Source organism: Burkholderia sp. KCJ3K979 (assembly GCF_016759955.1).
In the GTDB taxonomy this organism is placed as follows: domain Bacteria; phylum Pseudomonadota; class Gammaproteobacteria; order Burkholderiales; family Burkholderiaceae; genus Burkholderia; species Burkholderia orbicola.
Genome location: NZ_JACFYV010000027.1, coordinates 36,055 through 52,343, shown reverse-complemented (window position 1 = coordinate 52,343; position 16,289 = coordinate 36,055). Strand labels below are relative to the sequence as shown.

Sequence of the window (16,289 nt, the reverse complement as noted above, 5' to 3'; positions counted from 1 at the left end):
GCAACGGCCTGCCGCTGCGCCTCGAGTTCGCGCACGAGCGGCAGCACGCGCTTGCCGAAATACTCGACTTCCTCGATGAAATGCAGGAACCCGGCCAGCACCAGATCGACGCCGATCGCCTTCAGCGCGACGATCCGCTCGGCGATCTGCTGCGGCGTGCCGATCAGGTTCGTGCGGAAGCCGTCGTTGTACTGCACGAGATCCTCGAACGTCGATTTCGCCCAGTTGCCTTCGCCTTCGGGCGACGCCTTGCCGGCCTGCTTCACCGCATCGCCGAACGCGTGCACGGCCTCGACGTGCGCATGCCGGATGATGTCGTCGAGCACGGCCTTCGCTTCTTCCTCGGTGTCGCGCGCGATCACGAACGCATTGACGCCGATGCGCACGCGATGGTTGTTCGCCGCCGCCTTCGCGCGAATGTCGTCGATCTGCGCCTTCAGGTTCTCCGGCGTATTGCCGTTCGTGAAATACCAGTCCGACACGCTCGCCGCGTTGTCGCGCGCCGCGCGCGAGCTGCCGCCCTGGAAGATTTCCGGATGCGGCTTCTGCACCGGCTTCGGGCTCAGCGTGTAATCGTTGAAGCGGTAGAAGTCGCCCTTGAACGTGAAATTGTCCTGCGTCCAGATACCCTTGAGCGCCTGGATGAATTCCTTCGAGCGTCGATAGCGTTCGTCGTGCTCGAGCCATGGCTCGCCGATCGCGGTGAATTCGCCCTTGAACCACCCGCTCACGACGTTGATCGCGATGCGTCCGTTCGAGATGTGGTCGATCGTCGCGAGCTGCTTCGCGACCACGGCCGGATGCCACGGCCCCGGCAGGATCGCGGCGAGCACCTTGAGCTTCGTCGTCGCATGCAGCAGCGCCTGGCTGAACGACACCGACTCGTGCTGGTATTCCGCGCCGTAGCCGGCCGTGAAGCGGATCTGGCTCAGCGCGTAGTCGAAGCCGGCCGCCTCGGCCGTGCGCGCGAGCTTCTGGTTGTATTCGAGGCTCCAGTCGGTGCGCTGCTCGATCGTGCTGACGACGAGGCCGCCGCTGACGTTCGGCACCCAGTACGCGAATTTGACGCCATCGGCGGAAGGGTCGGGAAGGCTCATGAAGGTGTCCTGGTCGAAGGGGAAACAAAAAAACGGCTTACGCGGCCGCGGCGGAAAGCACGGGCGCGCGCAGTTGCGGCACCGCGCGATTCACGGCGAGCGCGATGCGCTCGCGCAACGCCGGACTGGCGATCTGGTACTGGTCGAAATCGCTTTCGGACGCATACACGCCGATCGGCAGCGTGCGCGCCTGGAAGAAGCTGAACAGCGGGCGCAACTGATGGTCGATCACGAGCGCGTGCCGCTCGCTGCCGCCGGTGGCCGCGAGCAGCACCGGCACGTCGACGAGCGCGTCATGGCGCACGAGGTCGAACAGGTGCTTGAAGAGGCCCGTGTACGACGCGCGATACACCGGGCTCGCGACGACGAGTGCGTCAGCCGTCTCGATCGCGCGGATCAGCGCATCGAGATCAGGCGGTACCTGCGCACGCGTGAGCGCGCCGGCCAGCCGGCTGCCGATCTCGCCGAGTTCGATCAATCGCGTCTCGATCGGCAGCGCGGCGCCGAGCGCCGTGACGATCGCGTCGGTCAGCGCGAGCGTGCGCGACGGCCGCTGCAGGCCGCCCGATATCGCGACGACGTTGAGGGTATGGCTCATGCAATGCGTTCCCGTGGTGAAGCCGCGCGCAATGCGGCGATACCGGTTCGGGTCAGCAAGGAGCGTGCCATTGGTTCGGGTGCGTGACGGAAATTTCGTCTGCACCGCGAAGTTTCTCGCCATCGCCCGTCAGAAATGGCGCTCGACCAAATGCGCGGCAGTGGCAAGCGTTCCGGCTCACGCGTCACATCGATATTCCGTCACGCGATGAACCCCGTGCAGCGGATCTGCTGATGCGATGCTGATCAGGCAGCAGCGCATCACGCGCGATAGCGCTGAATTTGATGCCGTGACATCACTGCACCGCCGCTCTTCCGCGCCATGGCGGGTTCCGCAGCAATCGCGCTTTGGTTATCAGAAATCGATGCTTTTCGCGCGCGGCGAAACGTTCAACACTTTGCTGGTTACGCAGCAGCCGGCCCGCATTGCCCGGCCATCCAACGGTTCATCGCCATGACTTCCATTTCCGCATCGCCGCGCCCGCTCAATCTTCGTGTCGTTACCGCTTCCCGCGACCCCGCAGGCCTTCAAGCCGCGGCGCCCGTGCACACGCTGCCCGAACGTCACGCGCAGGCCCGCGCGCAGGCGCAGGTGTTCGCCGATCCGTGTTCGCTCGCGCTGCTCGAACAGGTTCGCCGCGTCGCGCCGAGTGACGCGAACGTGCTGATCGTCGGCGAGACGGGCACCGGCAAGGAACTGATCGCGCGCCACGTGCACGAGCTCGGCGCCCGTCGCGACGGGCCGTTCGTCGCGGTGAACTGCGGCGCGTTCTCTGAGACGCTCGTCGACAGCGAACTGTTCGGCCACGAGAAAGGCGCGTTTACCGGCGCATTCAGCGCGAAGCCCGGCTGGTTCGAAGCCGCGCACGGCGGCACGCTGTTTCTCGACGAAATCGGCGACCTGCCGCTCGCGATGCAGGTCAAGCTGCTGCGCGTGCTGCAGGAGCGCGAGGTCGTGCGGCTCGGTTCGCGCACCGGGATTCCGGTCGACGTACGGGTGGTCGCGGCGACCAACGTCGACTTGCAACAGGCGGTCGCGGCCGGGAAGTTTCGTGGCGACCTGTTCTACCGGCTCAACGTCGTGCAGCTCCCGGTCCCGCCGTTGCGCGACCGCCCGGGCGACATCCTGCCGCTCGCGCGCCACTTCTTCGACATTTACCGCGACCGGCTCGGCGGCGGCCCGCGCCGCATCGATCCGCGCGCCGAGCGACGGCTCCAGGCGCACGGCTGGCCCGGCAATATCCGCGAACTGGAGAATGTGATCCATCATGCGCTGCTCGTGAGCCGTCACGACGTGCTGCAGGACACCGACCTGCACATCGCGCCGCCGTGTGTGCCGGTCGTGACCGCGCAGGCAACCGAGTCGTCCGCCGATGCACAGGCGGCGCTCGAGCATGCGCTGCGCGACCTGTTCGATGACGGGCACGGCAACCTGTTCGAACACATCGAGGACACCGTGATGCGTGTCGCGTTCGAATTCAGTCACCGCAACCAGATCCGCGCCGCGCAGTTGCTCGGCATCAGCCGCAACGTGCTGCGCGCGCGACTGATTCGCGCGAAGGCGATCACCGCGCTGAAATAGCGGCACCCGGCGGGCGCCGTCGCTCGACCCCGGCGCCATCGCAGCGCGATCCGTGCCGCAACGTCCGAACCTGATGTATCTTGGCGCGAAGCGTACGTTTCGTTGTCCACCCCGCACCCGGTCGCCCGTTACGCGGCCATCCGCGACCGGCAACGACGCACGCACGATCCTCCGCAACACGAAAGCCGTCCGGCGCCCGTGCGCGCCCGGCCGAGCCCTGTTCACCCGTCCGGAATCCGTCGCCATGAAGAAGCTTGTGAACCGCCCGTCCGACGTCGTGCGAGAAATGCTGGAAGGCATCGCACGGCAATCGCCGCATCTCGCGATCCTCGGCGACGAGCACGTGCTCGTCCGCCAGCCGCTGCCGGAGCCGTCGCAGCGGCCGGTCGCGATCCTGTCCGGCGGCGGCAGCGGCCACGAGCCCGCGCACGGCGGCTACGTCGGCGAAGGGATGCTGAGCGCCGCCGTGTGCGGCGAAGTGTTCACGTCGCCGTCGACCGACGCCGTGCTCGCCGCGATCCGCGCGAGCGCCGGCCCGAACGGCGCGCTGCTGATCGTGAAGAACTACACCGGCGACCGGCTCAATTTCGGGCTCGCCGCCGAACTGGCGCGCGCGGAAGGCATTCCGGTCGAAACCGTCATCGTCGCCGACGACGTGTCGCTGCGCGGCCGCGTCGAGCGCGGCCAGCGGCGCGGGATCGCCGGCACGGTGCTGATCCACAAGCTCGCGGGCGCCGCCGCCGCGCGCGGACTGCCGCTGGCCCGCGTCGCGAGCATCGCGCGCGACGCGGCGGCCGAGCTCGGCACGATGGGCGTCGCGCTCGACGGCTGCACGATCCCGGGCGCAGACAAATCGGGCTTCAGCCTCGCCGATCACGAGATCGAGCTGGGCCTGGGCATCCACGGCGAGAAAGGCGTCGAGCGCCGCGCGCCGCTGCCGGCCGATGCGCTGGCCGACACGCTGCTGTCGAGCATCGTCGCCGATCTCGTGCTCGACCGCGACGAACGCGTCGCGCTGTTCGTCAACGGCCTCGGCGCGACGCCGGACATGGAGCTCGCGATCGTGCTGCGCGCCGCGTTCGACAACCTGAGCCGGCGCGGCATCGTCATCGCGCGCGCATGGGCCGGCACGTTCCTGTCCGCGCTGAACATGCCGGGCTGCTCGATCTCGGTGCTGCGGCTGAACGACGAACGCGCGGCGCTGCTCGACGCGCCGACGCAAGCGCGCGCCTGGCCGGGCGGCGGCCTCGTGAACACGCGGATTCGCATGGCCGCAGCCGTGTCGCAAGATGCACCGCCGCCGCCGCTCGATGCGGCCGGCCGCGCGTGGGCCGCGCGCCTGCAACCGGCGCTGCACGCGGTGGCGCAGACGCTGATCGACCACGAGCAGACGCTGACGGATCTCGACGCGGCAGCCGGCGACGGCGATCTCGGCGCGAGCATGCGGCGCGCCGCGCAGGCGATCCTCGAATTGCCCGACACCGCGTACGGCACGCCGTCCGGTGCGCTCGCGGCGCTCGGCGCCGCATTGCGCCGCGCGATCGCCGGCAGCTCCGGGCCGTTCTATGCGACCGCGCTGCTGCGCGCGTCACGCCGGCTGGCCGGTGGCGCCGATAGCGCCGAGCCGTCGCCGCGCGACTGGGCCGCGGCGTTCCGCGCGGCGGTGGATGCGATCAGCGAACTCGGCGGCGCGCAGGCGGGCGACCGGACGATGCTCGATGCGCTGGTGCCGGCCGTCGACGCATTCGGCCGCGCGCTCGACGGCGATCGCGATCCCGCGAGTGCCTGGGCGGCGGCCGTCGAAGCGGCGGAACGAGGCGCGGAGGAAACGACACGCATGACGCCGCGCGCGGGACGGGCCAGCTATCTCGGCGAGCGCGCGATCGGCACGCCGGACGGCGGCGCGGTGGCCGTGTCGTACTGGCTGCGCGCGCTGCTGCCGCACGTGCGATAACGCGCGCGCAGCCGCGCTCAGACGCCCTCGACCAGCACCGCGCGATAGCGCGCGCCCTTGAACCGGTGCTGGACAACCGCCTGGTATTCGGGGCCGCGATACCACGCGTGCGCGGCCTCCTTCGACGGGAACTCGACGATCACGACGCCTTCCGGGCCTTCACCCTCGAGGATTTCCTGCGGCCCATAGGCGGCGAGCACCTTCACCGGATGGCCGGCAAGGGTCGCGCCGACCTTGCTCGCGTAGATGTCGAGCTCATGCTGGTCCTGCGTGCTTTCCCGCGTAAAGACGATGTAGGTCGCCACGATATGCGCTCCTGATCAAGGGTGAAAAAAGGGACGCCACGCGCGGCACGGTCCGAGGAATCCGGCGTGGCAGCGCGCAGCTTACCGCCGTTCGCCGGCCGGCGCCGCGACGAGCCGGCCACGGCCTGCGCGTGCCGCCCCCCCGGCGCGGGAAAACCCCGATTCCCACATCGTCCTATGACATCCGGCATCGCAAATTGGCGGGATTACTTTGATCCTCGTCGGCGCCCGCCCGGGCGCATGCTGATAGCGAGGACCCCTCATGCGATACGTGCCATCGTGGACTTCCGTTTCCGCCGCGTCGTCGATTCCCGACGACGCGACCACCCAACGCGGCGACGAGCCGCACAGCCTGCCGCGGGTCGCGATCGCGGCCGCCGCGCTCGGCAATGCGACCGAATGGTTCGATTACGGCATTTACGCGTACGGCCTCGCGTACATTTCCGCCGCGCTGTTTCCCGGCAACACCGCGAGCGCGACGCTGTTCGCCCTCGGCACGTTTGCGATCTCGTTCCTGATCCGCCCGCTCGGCGGGCTGTTCTGGGGGCCGCTCGGCGACCGGCTCGGCCGCAAGCGCGTGCTCGCGCTGACGGTCCTGACGATGTCGGGCGCCACGTTGCTCGTCGGCGTGCTGCCGAGCTATGCGACGGCCGGCTGGCTCGCGCCGGCCGCGCTGATCGTGCTGCGCATGGTGCAAGGCTTCTCGACCGGCGGCGAATACGGCGGTGCAGCGACCTTCATCGCCGAATACGCACCCGATTCGCGGCGCGGCCTGTGCGGCAGCTTCCTCGAATTCGCGACGCTCGCCGGCTTCTCGCTCGGCGCATTCCTGATGCTCGGCTTCGCGCTGCTGCTCGGCGATTCGGCGATGCATGCGTGGGGCTGGCGCCTGCCGTTCCTCGTCGCGGCGCCGCTCGGCCTGATCGGCTTCTACCTGCGCTCGCGCCTCGAGGAAACGCCGGTGTTCCGCGAGCTGGAGGAACAGGCGCACCGCCGCGAGAAAAACGCCACCGCCGCGCTGCCGATCCGGCTGCTGCTGGTGCGCTATGCGAAGCCGCTGCTGCTGCTCGGCGGGCTGGTCGTCGCGCTGAACGTCGTCAACTACGTGCTGCTCGCGTACATGCCGACCTACATGCACAAGGAACTCGGCGTGAGCGAGAACATGTCGCTGCTGATTCCGCTGATCGGCATGCTCGCGATGATGGTGCTGCTGCCGTTCGCCGGCTGGCTGTCGGACCGCGTCGGCCGCAAGACGATGTGGTGGTTCTCGCTCGTCGGGCTGTTCGTCGCGGCCGTGCCGATGTTCACGCTGATGACGCACGGCCCGCTCGGCGCGTTCATCGGCTTTGCGGTACTCGGCGTGCTCTACGTGCCGCAGCTCGCCACCATTTCCGCGATGTTCCCGGCGATGTTCCCGACCCACGTCCGCTATGCGGGCATGGCGATCGCATACAACGTGTCGACGTCGCTGTTCGGCGGCACCGCGCCGATCGTCAACGACTGGCTGATCGGCAAGACCGGCAACGCGCTGATTCCCGCGTACTACATGATGGCTGCGTGCGCGGTCGGGCTGGTCGCGCTGCTGGCGGTGATCGAGACGCGCGGGTGTTCGCTGCGCGGGGAAACGCTTCCCGGTCAGCCGGGTTGACCCGCGCGCCGGCGGTTCCCGGCATCCCATAAACGGCATCCATTGCATCGCCCGCCTTCCGGCAACGGACGGCGGGCGATGCGCATTTCGGGCGGCGAAGGCCGCTGTCGGATTGTTGTCGTCCGGACAACACGATGTGCACCCCTGCGGCGCTGTTGGCGTGTGTAGGCCGTCACTACAATCGCTGACATGCTCGATCGGAATCCGGGCGCACCGAAATGCGCGACCTTCGCGATCGCGCTCGCGAACCGCTCTGCGCCGCGCAGTGCGGACTACCTCACTCAAAGAACAGGATTACTGAACATGAACGCACCCATCCGCAACGTCCAGCCGGTCATCGACCGCCTGGGCAACGAAGGTTCAGGCGAGCTCGTTCCGTCCCGCTACGCCGTGCGCATCGGCGATGTCGACGTCGTGCTGATCAGTGACGGCGTACTGCCGCTGCCGACTTCCACCATGTCCACCAATGTGAGCGAAGCGGACCGCAACGCCTGGTTCGACGGCCGTTTCCTGCAACGCGACATGTTCGACTGGGCGCTCAACATCGCGCTCGTGCGCAGCGCCGATCGCCTGATCCTGATCGATTCGGGCGTGGGCGATGGCTTCGAATACTTCACGCGCGCCGGGCGCTCGGTGATGCGCGTGGAATCGGCCGGCATCGACCTGGCCGCGATCACCGATATCGTGATCACGCATATGCACATGGATCACGTCGGCGGGCTGAACGTCGACGGCGTCAAGGCGAAGCTGCGCCCCGACGTACGCATTCACGTATCGGCAGCGGAAGTGGCGTTCTGGAACAATCCGGACTTCAGTAAGACGGTGATGCCGGACACCGTTCCGCCCGCGCTGCGCAAGGCGGCGGCGAGGTTCGTCGAACTGTATGGCGAAAACATCGTGCAATTCGACCGCACCGTGGAAGTCGCCGCGGGCGTGTCGGCGCGCGTGACGGGCGGGCATACGCCGGGGCACTGCGTGGTCGACATCGCATCGAACGGGGAAAAGCTGACGTTCGCGGGCGACGCGATCTTCGAAGTCAACTTCGACCATCCCGACTGGCAAAACGGCTTCGAACACGATCCGGACGCGGCGGTCGACGTGCGTCTCGCGCTGTTCAACGAAGCGGCCGACACTGGCGCACTGCTGGCCGCGGCGCATGTCGCGTTCCCGTCCATCGGGCATGTTGCACGGAACGGCGACGGCTTCCGTTTCGTTCCGGTCGTGTGGGATTACTGAATGACGATCGGTAGCCGGCGCGCACCGTACACCACGCATTGACGTTTTCCCGCACCGTACCGGCAAGAAAAAACGCCGCCGCACTTGCATGCGGCGGCGTCATCTCGCGCGTCGAAACGCGCATCAGGACCGCTCGAATATCACGCGACAGCCGAAATATTCCGCTCGGCGACCTCGTCCACCGCCTTCTTCACGATCCCGACGATCTCGTCGGCTTCCTCGCGCGTCATCACGAGCGGCGGCGCAAAGCCGAGAATGTCGCCGTGCGGCATCGCCCGCGCGATCACGCCGCGCTGCAGCGCGGCTGCCGACACCTGCGCACCGATCTTCAGCGCGGGATCGAACGGCGTGCGCGCGTCCTTGTCGGCCATGAACTCGAGCGCGGCCAGCATGCCGACGCTGCGCACCTCGCCGACGAGCGGATGCGTGCCGAAGGCGTCGCGCAGCTTTGCGCCGAAATACGCGCCCACTTCCGCCGCGTTGCCGACCAGGTTCTCGCGCTCCAGAATCGCGAGATTCGCAAGCGCGGCGGCCGCGCATACCGGATGGCCCGAATACGTCCAGCCGTGCCCCATCGGCCCGTGTTCCTGCGAGCCGCGCGCGATCACGTCCCACACCTTCTCGCCGACGATCACGCCCGACAGCGGCGCATACGCACTCGTCAACCCTTTCGCGACGGTAATCAGGTCGGGCTCGATCCCGAAGTGCTGCGCACCCATCTTCGAACCGAGCCGCCCGAACCCGCACACGACTTCATCGGAGATCAGCAGGATGTCGTGCTTGCGCAGCACGGCCTGGATCGCGGGCCAGTAGCCGGCCGGCGGCTCGATGATGCCACCCGTGCCCATCACCGGCTCCGCGATGAACGCGGCGACCGTATCGGCGCCCTCGCGCGCGATCAGCTTCTCGAGTTCGTCGACGCAGTACGCAACGAACTGCGCCTCGCTCATGCCCGCAGGCGCCTTGCGATACCAGTGCGGACACACCGTATGCTTCACGCGGTCGATCGGCAGGTCGAAATGCTGGTGGAAGCTCGGCAGGCCCGTGAGGCTGCCCGTCACGATGCCCGAGCCGTGATAGCCGCGCTCGCGCGAGATGATCTTCTTCTTGTTCGGGCGGCCGAGCACGTTGTTGTAGTACCAGACGATCTTGACCTGTGTCTCGTTCGCGTCGGAACCCGACATCCCGTAATAGACCTTCTTCATCCCCGCCGGCGACCAGTCGATGATGCGCGACGACAGCTCGATGATCGCGTCCGACGAATGGCCGACATACGTGTGGTAGTACGCGAGCTGCTTCGCCTGCTCGTACATCGCGTCGGCCACTTCGGTGCGGCCGTAGCCGATGTTCACGCAATAGAGCCCGGCAAACGCGTCGATATAACGCTTGCCCTGGTGATCCTCGATGCGAATGCCTTCGCCGCCGCGCACGATCTTGCCCGGCAGCGCGCCGGTCTCGTGGTCGTACGCGTGCGTCGACGGGTGCATGAAGTGGGCGCGGTCCTCGCGCAGCAGTGCGTCGATCGATTTTTGCATGGTGTGCTCCTTTGAATGGGTCAGGCCGTCGCCGCGACAGGCAGGCCGAGATTGCCGAGGCAGAAGTATTTGATTTCGGTGAACGGCTCGAAGCCTTCGGCGCCGCCTTCGCGCCCGAGGCCCGACGCCTTCATCCCGCCGAACGGGATCGGCGCACCGGTGAATTTCACGCCGTTGACCGACACCATCGCGAAGTCGAGCCGCCGCACGAGCTGGAAGATCGTGTCGATGCGCGTGGCGCACACGTAGGCGGCGAGGCCGTACTCGGTGTCGTTGGCCGTTTCGACCGCTTCGTCGAGCGTGTCGAACGCGCTGACGGCCGAGATCGGCGCGAAGTTTTCCTCGTCGACCACGCGCATGCCGGGCGCGGCATCCGCGATCACGGTCGGCTCGTAGAACCAGCCGCCGAGCGCATGCGGCCGGCCGCCCGCGACGATGCGCGCGCCGCGCGCCCGCGCGTCCTCGACGCGCGCCACGGTCGCGTCGAACGCGGCCTGATGCATCAGCGGCCCGACGTCCACGCCCTGCTCGAACGCCGGCCCCGTCTTCAGCGCGCGCACCGCGTGCGCATACCGTTCGACGAACGCGTCGTACAGCGGGCGCGCGACGAGCATCCGGTTCGCCGCGCAGCAGTCCTGGCCGGAGGTCTGGAACTTCGCGCCGACGGCAATCCGCACGGCCTGATCGAGATCCGCATCCTCGGTCACGATGAACGGCGCATTGCCGCCCAGTTCGAGCGCGACCTTGCGGATGCCCGCCTTCGCGGCGGTTTCGGTCACGAGCCGCCCGACGCGCGTCGAGCCGGTGAAGCTCACCGCACGCACGCGCGCATCGCCGACCAGCGTTTCCATCGCCATCTGCGGCTCGCCGAGCACCACGTTGAACACGCCGGCCGGCAAGCCGGCCTCGTCGGCGAGTTGCGCGAGCGCGAGCGCGGAGAACGGCGTCTCGTGCGCGGGCTTCACGACCACCGCGCAACCGACCGCGATCGCGGCCGCCGCCTTGCGCGTGATCATCGCGGCCGGGAAATTCCACGGCGTGATCAGCGCCGCGACGCCGACCGGCTCCATCACGGTGCCGAGATGCGCGCCGTCGATGTGGGTCGGGATCGTGCGGCCCGCGACGCGTTTCGCCTCGTTCGCGAACCATTCGACGAAGCTCGCCGCATAGCGGATCTCGCCGCGCGCTTCGGCCAGCGGCTTGCCCTGTTCGAGCGACAGCAGCGCGGCCAGATCGTCGACGTGACGCAGGATCAGCGCATGCCAGCGCAGCAATGCGGCGCTGCGAACGGCTTGCGGCGTCCAGCGCCAGGTGTCGTACGCGCGCTGCGCGGCGTCGACGGCCGCGACGATCTGCGCGCGTTCGAGCATCGGCACGTGGCCGATCACGGCCTGGTCGGCGGGGTTCACGACGGCGACCGTCGCGGCACTGTCGCTGTGGATCCAGCGACCGTCGACGTAGCAGGTCGACTTGAACAGAACGGGGTGTCCGGGCAGCATGCTGCGTCTCCTCGTTGGTGGGCACGGACTTCATTGTGTCGCGCCGGCGCATCCGGAAATTTCGGTTTGCACGGCTCGAAATGCCGGTTTTTTCCGTATTGCCGCGCGCCGGCGCGAACTTTTACAGCCAGTCCGGCGCGCCGCCGGATGCGCACTTCACGACCTTCGTCACGATGTACGTGAAGTAGCGCTCGATGCCGAGGTCTTCCATCAGCAACGCATCGATGAAGCGCTGGTAATGGTCGATGTCGCGCGCGACCACGTGCAGCACGTAATCGACGCCGCCGCCCGTCGCATAGCATTGCGCGACCTCGGGTGCCGCGGCCACGCGATCCTCGAAGCGTCGCATGTCGGGCGCGGTGTGCCGCGACAGCGTCACCTCGACGACGATGCGGCTGCCGGAGAACGTGCCGATCCAGTCGACGTCCGCGCGATAGCCGCGGATCACGCCGCTTTCCTCGAGCTTGCGCACGCGCTCCCATGCCGGCGAAATCGACAGGTTCACGGCTTCCGCGAGCTTCGACTTCGTGATGCGCCCGTCGCGCTCGAGCAGGCGCAGGATCGCGAGGTCGTATCGGTCGAGCTTGATCACGTCGTGCGTGTCCTCATACGGCCACCGGAATGTTGCGCTCGACGATGTCGGCGACCACCGCGATCGTGTCGCCCGGCTGCACGATGCCCGGGAAGTGCCGGGCCGCGAGCAGCCCGCGCCGCCGCGCGACGTATTCGATCGGCGTGACGCCCGTGCGATCGATGTCGTGCACGCGCGCGAGCACGTCGCCGGCCTCCACCTCGCTGCCGAGATCGCGGCACATTTCGAGCAGCCCGCGATGCTCGCTGGTCGTGAAGCACGAGCCGTCCGGCATGTCGAGCAGCGTCGTCGTGCTGCGACGGGCATTGCCGTCGATGACGTCCTTCGCGATCACGCCCGCATGCGCGAGAAATCCATATACGCCGCGCTCGGCGATCGCGACGCTCGCCGCCGTCGACGTGCCGCCACCGCCCAGCTCGGTCGACACGAACACCTTGCCGGCTTCCTCGGCCGCGCTGTCGTAGAGGCCGACGCTGTCGAGTTCCAGCATGCGCATCGAATACGGCGCGCCGAACGCGCGCATCGCACGCTCGCAGCGTGCTTCCTGATCGCGGTTCTCCAGCACGTGAATCGCCGCGAACGGCACGAAGTCGAGCGTGCGGCCGCCCGCGTGAATGTCGAGCACGTGCGTCGCGAGCGGCAGCAAATGGCGCTGGAAGTAGTCGGCGATCTTCTCGGTCACGGTGCCGTCCGGGCGGCCCGGGAAGCTGCGGTTCAGGTTCCCGGCATCGATCGGCGACGTGCGGCAACCGGCGCGGAACGCCGGGTAGTTCATGAACGGCACGACGATCACGCGGCCGGTCACGTCGGCCGCCTTCAGCGAACCGGCGAGCTTCGACAGCGCGACCGGCCCTTCGTATTCGTCGCCGTGATTGCCGCCGGTCAGCAACACCGTCGGCCCGTCGCCGCGCTTCACGACGGTCACCGGAATCATGATCGAGCCCCACGCGGAATCGTCGCGCGAGTAAGGCAGCTTCAGGAAGCCGTGCTGTTCGCCGTCCGCGTCGAAATCGACGGTCGGCGTAATCGGGGAAGCACGCATCGCCCTACTCCTTCACGAACAGCTTGCGCGGCACGTTGCAGAACGTCTCGGCGCCGGTCTCGGTGATCAGGATGCTCTCCGTGATCTCCAGCCCCCAGTCGTCGAGCCACAGCCCCGGCATGAAATGGAACGTCATGCCGGGTTCGAGCACCGTCCGGTCGCCCGGACGCAGGCTCATCGTGCGCTCGCCCCAGTCGGGCGGATAGCTCGCGCCGATCGGATAGCCGCAGCGGCTGTCCTTGTCGATACCGGCGCGGCGCAGCACCGCGAAGAATGCGTTCGCGATGTCCTCGCATACGTTGCCGGGTTTCGCGGCCGCGAGCCCGGCCTCGATCCCTTCGACCGCCGCGCGCTCGCCTTCGATGAAGTGCGCGGGCGGCTTGCCGAGATAGACGGTGCGCGACAGCGGGCAGTGATAGCGGCGGTAGCAGCCGGCGATTTCGAAGAACGTGCCGGCGCCGCGCGCGAACGTCGAGTCGTCCCACGTCAGGTGCGGCGCGGCCGCGTCGGCGCCGGTCGGCAGCAGCGGCACGATCGCCGGGTAGTCGCCGCCGAAGCCGTCGGCGCCGCCGATGCCGGTCGCGTAAATCTGCGCGACCAGGTCGCTCTTCTTCATGCCCGGCTCGATCGTCTCGACGATGTGCGCATGCATCCGCTCGACGATGCGCGCGGCCACGCGCATGTATTCGATCTCGCGCGGCGACTTCACCGCGCGCTGCCAGTTGACGAGCGCGGTCGCGTCGACCCAGCGCGCGCCCGGCAGATGCTTCTGCAACGACGCGTACGCCGCCGCGCTGAAGTAGTAGTTGTCGAGCTCGACGCCGATGCGCAACGTGTTCCAGCCGCGCGCCGCGATCACCTCGGTCGACAGGTAATCCATCGGATGGCATGCGCTCGACTGCACGTAATGGTCGGGATAGCCGACGATGTTCTCGTGCGCCATGAACGCGGTGCGCTTCGCGCCGTTCGCGTCCTGGTTGCGGCCGAACCACACGGGTTCGCCGTCCAGCGCGAGCAGCACGCACTGGTGCACGTAGAACGACCAGCCGTCATAGCCGGTCAGCCAGCCCATGTTGGTCGGGTCGGTGACGATCAGCAGGTCGATGCCGGCCCGCTCCATCGCCGCGCGCGTCTTCGCGATCCGCGCGGCATATTCGCTGCGCGCGAACGCGAGACGCGGCGCGGCTGTCTGGGTTTCGATGACTGCGGACATCTGTCTCCTCTCAAGTCGTGAGGTCGTTGTGAAAGATCGTGCCTGCTTGCGCCGCCCGCGCGCGTTGCAGCGCGAGCACGGCGATTGCGGTGTCCTGCGCGCCGGTGCCGGTCAGGTCGCAGATCGTGATGTCGTCGCGATGCGTGCGGCCGTCGCGGCGGCCGGCGATCACTTCGCCGAGTTCGGGAAACACGGCGTCGGCTGCAACGGCCCCGGCCGCGATCGCGTGCGCGAGTTCGCCGGCCACGCGGGTCTGCTGCAGCCGGTCGCAAAAATACCGTGCGGCGCCGAACACCGACGGCGCGAGTTCGGTCTTGTAATCGGCGTCCGAGCCCATCGCCGTCACGTGCAGCCCCGGGTGCAGGTCTTCCGCGTGCACGAGCGGCGCTCGGCTCGGCGTGGTCGTCACCGCGATGTCTGCGTCGGCCAGTGCCTCATGCACCGAGCGCGCGACGATCGCGTCGATTCCATGCGCGGCACGCACGTCGGCCGCGAAGCGCGCGGCACGTTCGGCGTCGCGCGCCCACACCGTCACGTGCGAGATGTCGCGCACCAGCATCAGCGCGGCCAGTTGCAGCCGTGCCTGCTCGCCCGCGCCGACGATCGCCGCGCGGCGCGCATCGGCGCGCGCGAGCCGGCGCGCGGCCACGGCGCCGGCCGCCGCGGTGCGCACGGCCGTCAGGTAGCCGTTGTCGAGCAGGACGGCCTCGGTCAGGCCGGTGCGCGCGGACAGCACGAGCATCAGCCCGTTCAGGCTCGGCAACCCGAGCGACGGGTTGTCGAAGAAGCCGGGGCTGACCTTGATCGCGAAGCTGTCGAAGCGCGGCAGGTATGCGGTCTTCACGTCGACTTCGGCGTGGCGCGCCGGCAGCGCGAGATTCAGGATCGGCGGCATCACGACCGCGTCGGTCGCGAGCGACGCGAACGCGGCCTCGACCTGGTCGATCGCGGCGAGATCGAGCGGCACCAGCGCACGCAATTGCGCCTGGCCGAGCAACGTGACGGGATGGGCCATGTCAGTTCTCCGAAACGAGCCGGCGATGCGCGGCCATGTCGATGTTCGCGCCGCTCACGACGACCACGATCGGGCCGCCGCGGTCGCGGCGCACGATCCGCTCGTCCAGCAACGCGGCGAGGCCGACCGCACCGGCGCCTTCGACGACGAGCCGCTCTTCGCGATACGCATGCGCGATGCCGCGCGCGATCGACGGCTCGTCGAGCAGCACGACGTCGTCGGCCAGCGCGCGCGTCATGTCGAACGTGTAGCGGTTGTCGAGGCCGATGCCGCCGCCAAGCGAATCGGCCAGCGTCGGCTGCTCGGCGACGTCGACCGGGCGGCCGGCCGCGAGGCTCGCATGCATCGCGGCGCCGCGCGCCATCGATACGCCGATCACCTCGATCGGCGGCCGAATCGCCTTCGCGGCAAACGCGACGCCGCTGAACAGGCCGCCGCCCGACAGCGGTACGACGAGCGTCGCCGTATCGGGCAGCGCTTCGAGGATCTCGACGCCGATCGTCGCCTGGCCCGCGATGATGCGCGGATCGTCGAACGGCGGTACGTACGCATAGCCTTCGTCGCGCACCAGGCGCCGTGCTTCGGCCTGCGCGTCGTCCTGGCTCTCGCCGACGATCACCACGCGCGCGCCGAGCGCCGCGACCGCCTCGACCTTGTTGGCCGGCACCAGCGACGACATGCAGACGGCCGCGTCGATGCCGAGCGCGCGTGCCGCATGCGCGACAGCGCGGCCGTGGTTGCCGGTCGACGCGGTGACCACGCGCGTCACGCGTTGCGCGGCGATTTCCGCGAGTGCATTGGTCGCGCCGCGCAGCTTGAAGCTGCCGGTCGGCTGCAGCGTTTCGAGCTTCAGGTAGACGGGGGCGCCCGCGCGCGCGGACAGCGCGGCGGACGCGACGAGCGGCGTACCGTCGGCGCGCCCGGCGAGGCGACGGCGCGCGCGGTAAACGTCGGACAGCGACAGGAAAGACATG

General features: G+C 68.5%; 15 protein-coding genes. 5 read left to right on the top strand and 10 right to left on the bottom strand.

Annotated features, from left to right (window positions below; genetic code table 11):
• Both sfnG and msuE read right to left on the bottom strand, forming a co-directional pair.
• On the bottom strand, window positions 1-1,097 hold a 1,097-nt coding region (sfnG, locus tag H3O04_RS09450), incomplete at its 3' end, for a dimethylsulfone monooxygenase SfnG (protein ID WP_202587562.1).
• Between the two features lie 37 nt (window positions 1,098-1,134).
• Complete coding sequence (gene msuE / locus H3O04_RS09445; RefSeq protein WP_185921428.1) at window positions 1,135-1,695, bottom strand: FMN reductase; 561 nt, start codon at window positions 1,693-1,695, stop codon at window positions 1,135-1,137.
• A gap of 238 nt (window positions 1,696-1,933) precedes the next feature.
• On the opposite strand from msuE, the gene H3O04_RS09440 reads away from it, so the two are divergent.
• From H3O04_RS09440 to dhaL, 3 genes are all read left to right on the top strand, one after another.
• The gene (locus H3O04_RS09440) at window positions 1,934-2,152 is read left to right on the top strand and encodes a hypothetical protein (RefSeq protein WP_185642901.1); all 219 of its coding nucleotides are present in this window, start codon (window positions 1,934-1,936) and stop codon (window positions 2,150-2,152) included.
• Window positions 2,149-3,276 (top strand): sigma-54 interaction domain-containing protein, encoded by a 1,128-nt coding sequence (locus H3O04_RS09435; RefSeq protein WP_124476948.1) that lies wholly within the window; start codon window positions 2,149-2,151, stop codon window positions 3,274-3,276. The genes H3O04_RS09440 and H3O04_RS09435 overlap by 4 nt, the downstream gene beginning before the upstream one ends.
• Window positions 3,277-3,520: 244 nt before the next feature.
• Complete coding sequence (gene dhaL, locus H3O04_RS09430) at window positions 3,521-5,230, top strand: dihydroxyacetone kinase subunit DhaL (protein WP_006481022.1); 1,710 nt, start codon at window positions 3,521-3,523, stop codon at window positions 5,228-5,230.
• Between the two features lie 17 nt (window positions 5,231-5,247).
• Here dhaL and H3O04_RS09425 read toward each other — a convergent pair whose 3' ends face one another.
• Window positions 5,248-5,535 carry a DUF1330 domain-containing protein gene (locus H3O04_RS09425; protein ID WP_202587561.1) on the bottom strand — a complete coding sequence of 96 codons (288 nt, stop codon included), beginning with the start codon at window positions 5,533-5,535 and terminating at the stop codon, window positions 5,248-5,250.
• A 262-nt stretch (window positions 5,536-5,797) separates the two neighbouring features.
• On the opposite strand from H3O04_RS09425, the gene H3O04_RS09420 reads away from it, so the two are divergent.
• Together H3O04_RS09420 and H3O04_RS09415 are read left to right on the top strand one after the other, a co-directional pair.
• Window positions 5,798-7,183: an MFS transporter gene (locus H3O04_RS09420; RefSeq protein WP_105798406.1), complete on the top strand. Its 1,386-nt coding sequence runs from the start codon at window positions 5,798-5,800 to the stop codon at window positions 7,181-7,183.
• A gap of 303 nt (window positions 7,184-7,486) precedes the next feature.
• Window positions 7,487-8,419, top strand: a complete 933-nt coding sequence (locus H3O04_RS09415) for an MBL fold metallo-hydrolase (RefSeq protein WP_185921432.1) — start codon at window positions 7,487-7,489, stop codon at window positions 8,417-8,419.
• A gap of 140 nt (window positions 8,420-8,559) precedes the next feature.
• Here the strand turns inward: H3O04_RS09415 and H3O04_RS09410 are convergent, their stop codons facing one another.
• From H3O04_RS09410 to eutB, 7 genes are all read right to left on the bottom strand, one after another.
• Window positions 8,560-9,954, bottom strand: a complete 1,395-nt coding sequence (locus tag H3O04_RS09410; protein ID WP_124548357.1) for an aspartate aminotransferase family protein — start codon at window positions 9,952-9,954, stop codon at window positions 8,560-8,562.
• Between the two features lie 20 nt (window positions 9,955-9,974).
• Window positions 9,975-11,453: an NAD-dependent succinate-semialdehyde dehydrogenase gene (locus H3O04_RS09405; protein ID WP_202587560.1), complete on the bottom strand. Its 1,479-nt coding sequence runs from the start codon at window positions 11,451-11,453 to the stop codon at window positions 9,975-9,977.
• Between the two features lie 121 nt (window positions 11,454-11,574).
• Window positions 11,575-12,045: an Lrp/AsnC family transcriptional regulator gene (locus H3O04_RS09400; protein ID WP_077220271.1), complete on the bottom strand. Its 471-nt coding sequence runs from the start codon at window positions 12,043-12,045 to the stop codon at window positions 11,575-11,577.
• A gap of 13 nt (window positions 12,046-12,058) precedes the next feature.
• The gene (gene doeB / locus H3O04_RS09395) at window positions 12,059-13,087 is read right to left on the bottom strand and encodes a N(2)-acetyl-L-2,4-diaminobutanoate deacetylase DoeB (RefSeq protein ID WP_202587559.1); all 1,029 of its coding nucleotides are present in this window, start codon (window positions 13,085-13,087) and stop codon (window positions 12,059-12,061) included.
• A 4-nt stretch (window positions 13,088-13,091) separates the two neighbouring features.
• The gene (doeA, locus tag H3O04_RS09390; protein WP_202587558.1) at window positions 13,092-14,300 is read right to left on the bottom strand and encodes an ectoine hydrolase DoeA; all 1,209 of its coding nucleotides are present in this window, start codon (window positions 14,298-14,300) and stop codon (window positions 13,092-13,094) included.
• 10 nt (window positions 14,301-14,310) lie between these two features.
• On the bottom strand, window positions 14,311-15,315 hold the full coding sequence (locus H3O04_RS09385) for a cyclodeaminase (protein WP_202587557.1): 1,005 nt from the start codon (window positions 15,313-15,315) through the stop codon (window positions 14,311-14,313).
• A gap of 1 nt (window position 15,316) precedes the next feature.
• Window positions 15,317-16,288: a hydroxyectoine utilization dehydratase EutB gene (gene eutB / locus H3O04_RS09380; protein WP_202587556.1), complete on the bottom strand. Its 972-nt coding sequence runs from the start codon at window positions 16,286-16,288 to the stop codon at window positions 15,317-15,319.
• Between the last annotated feature and the right edge of the window lies 1 nt (window position 16,289).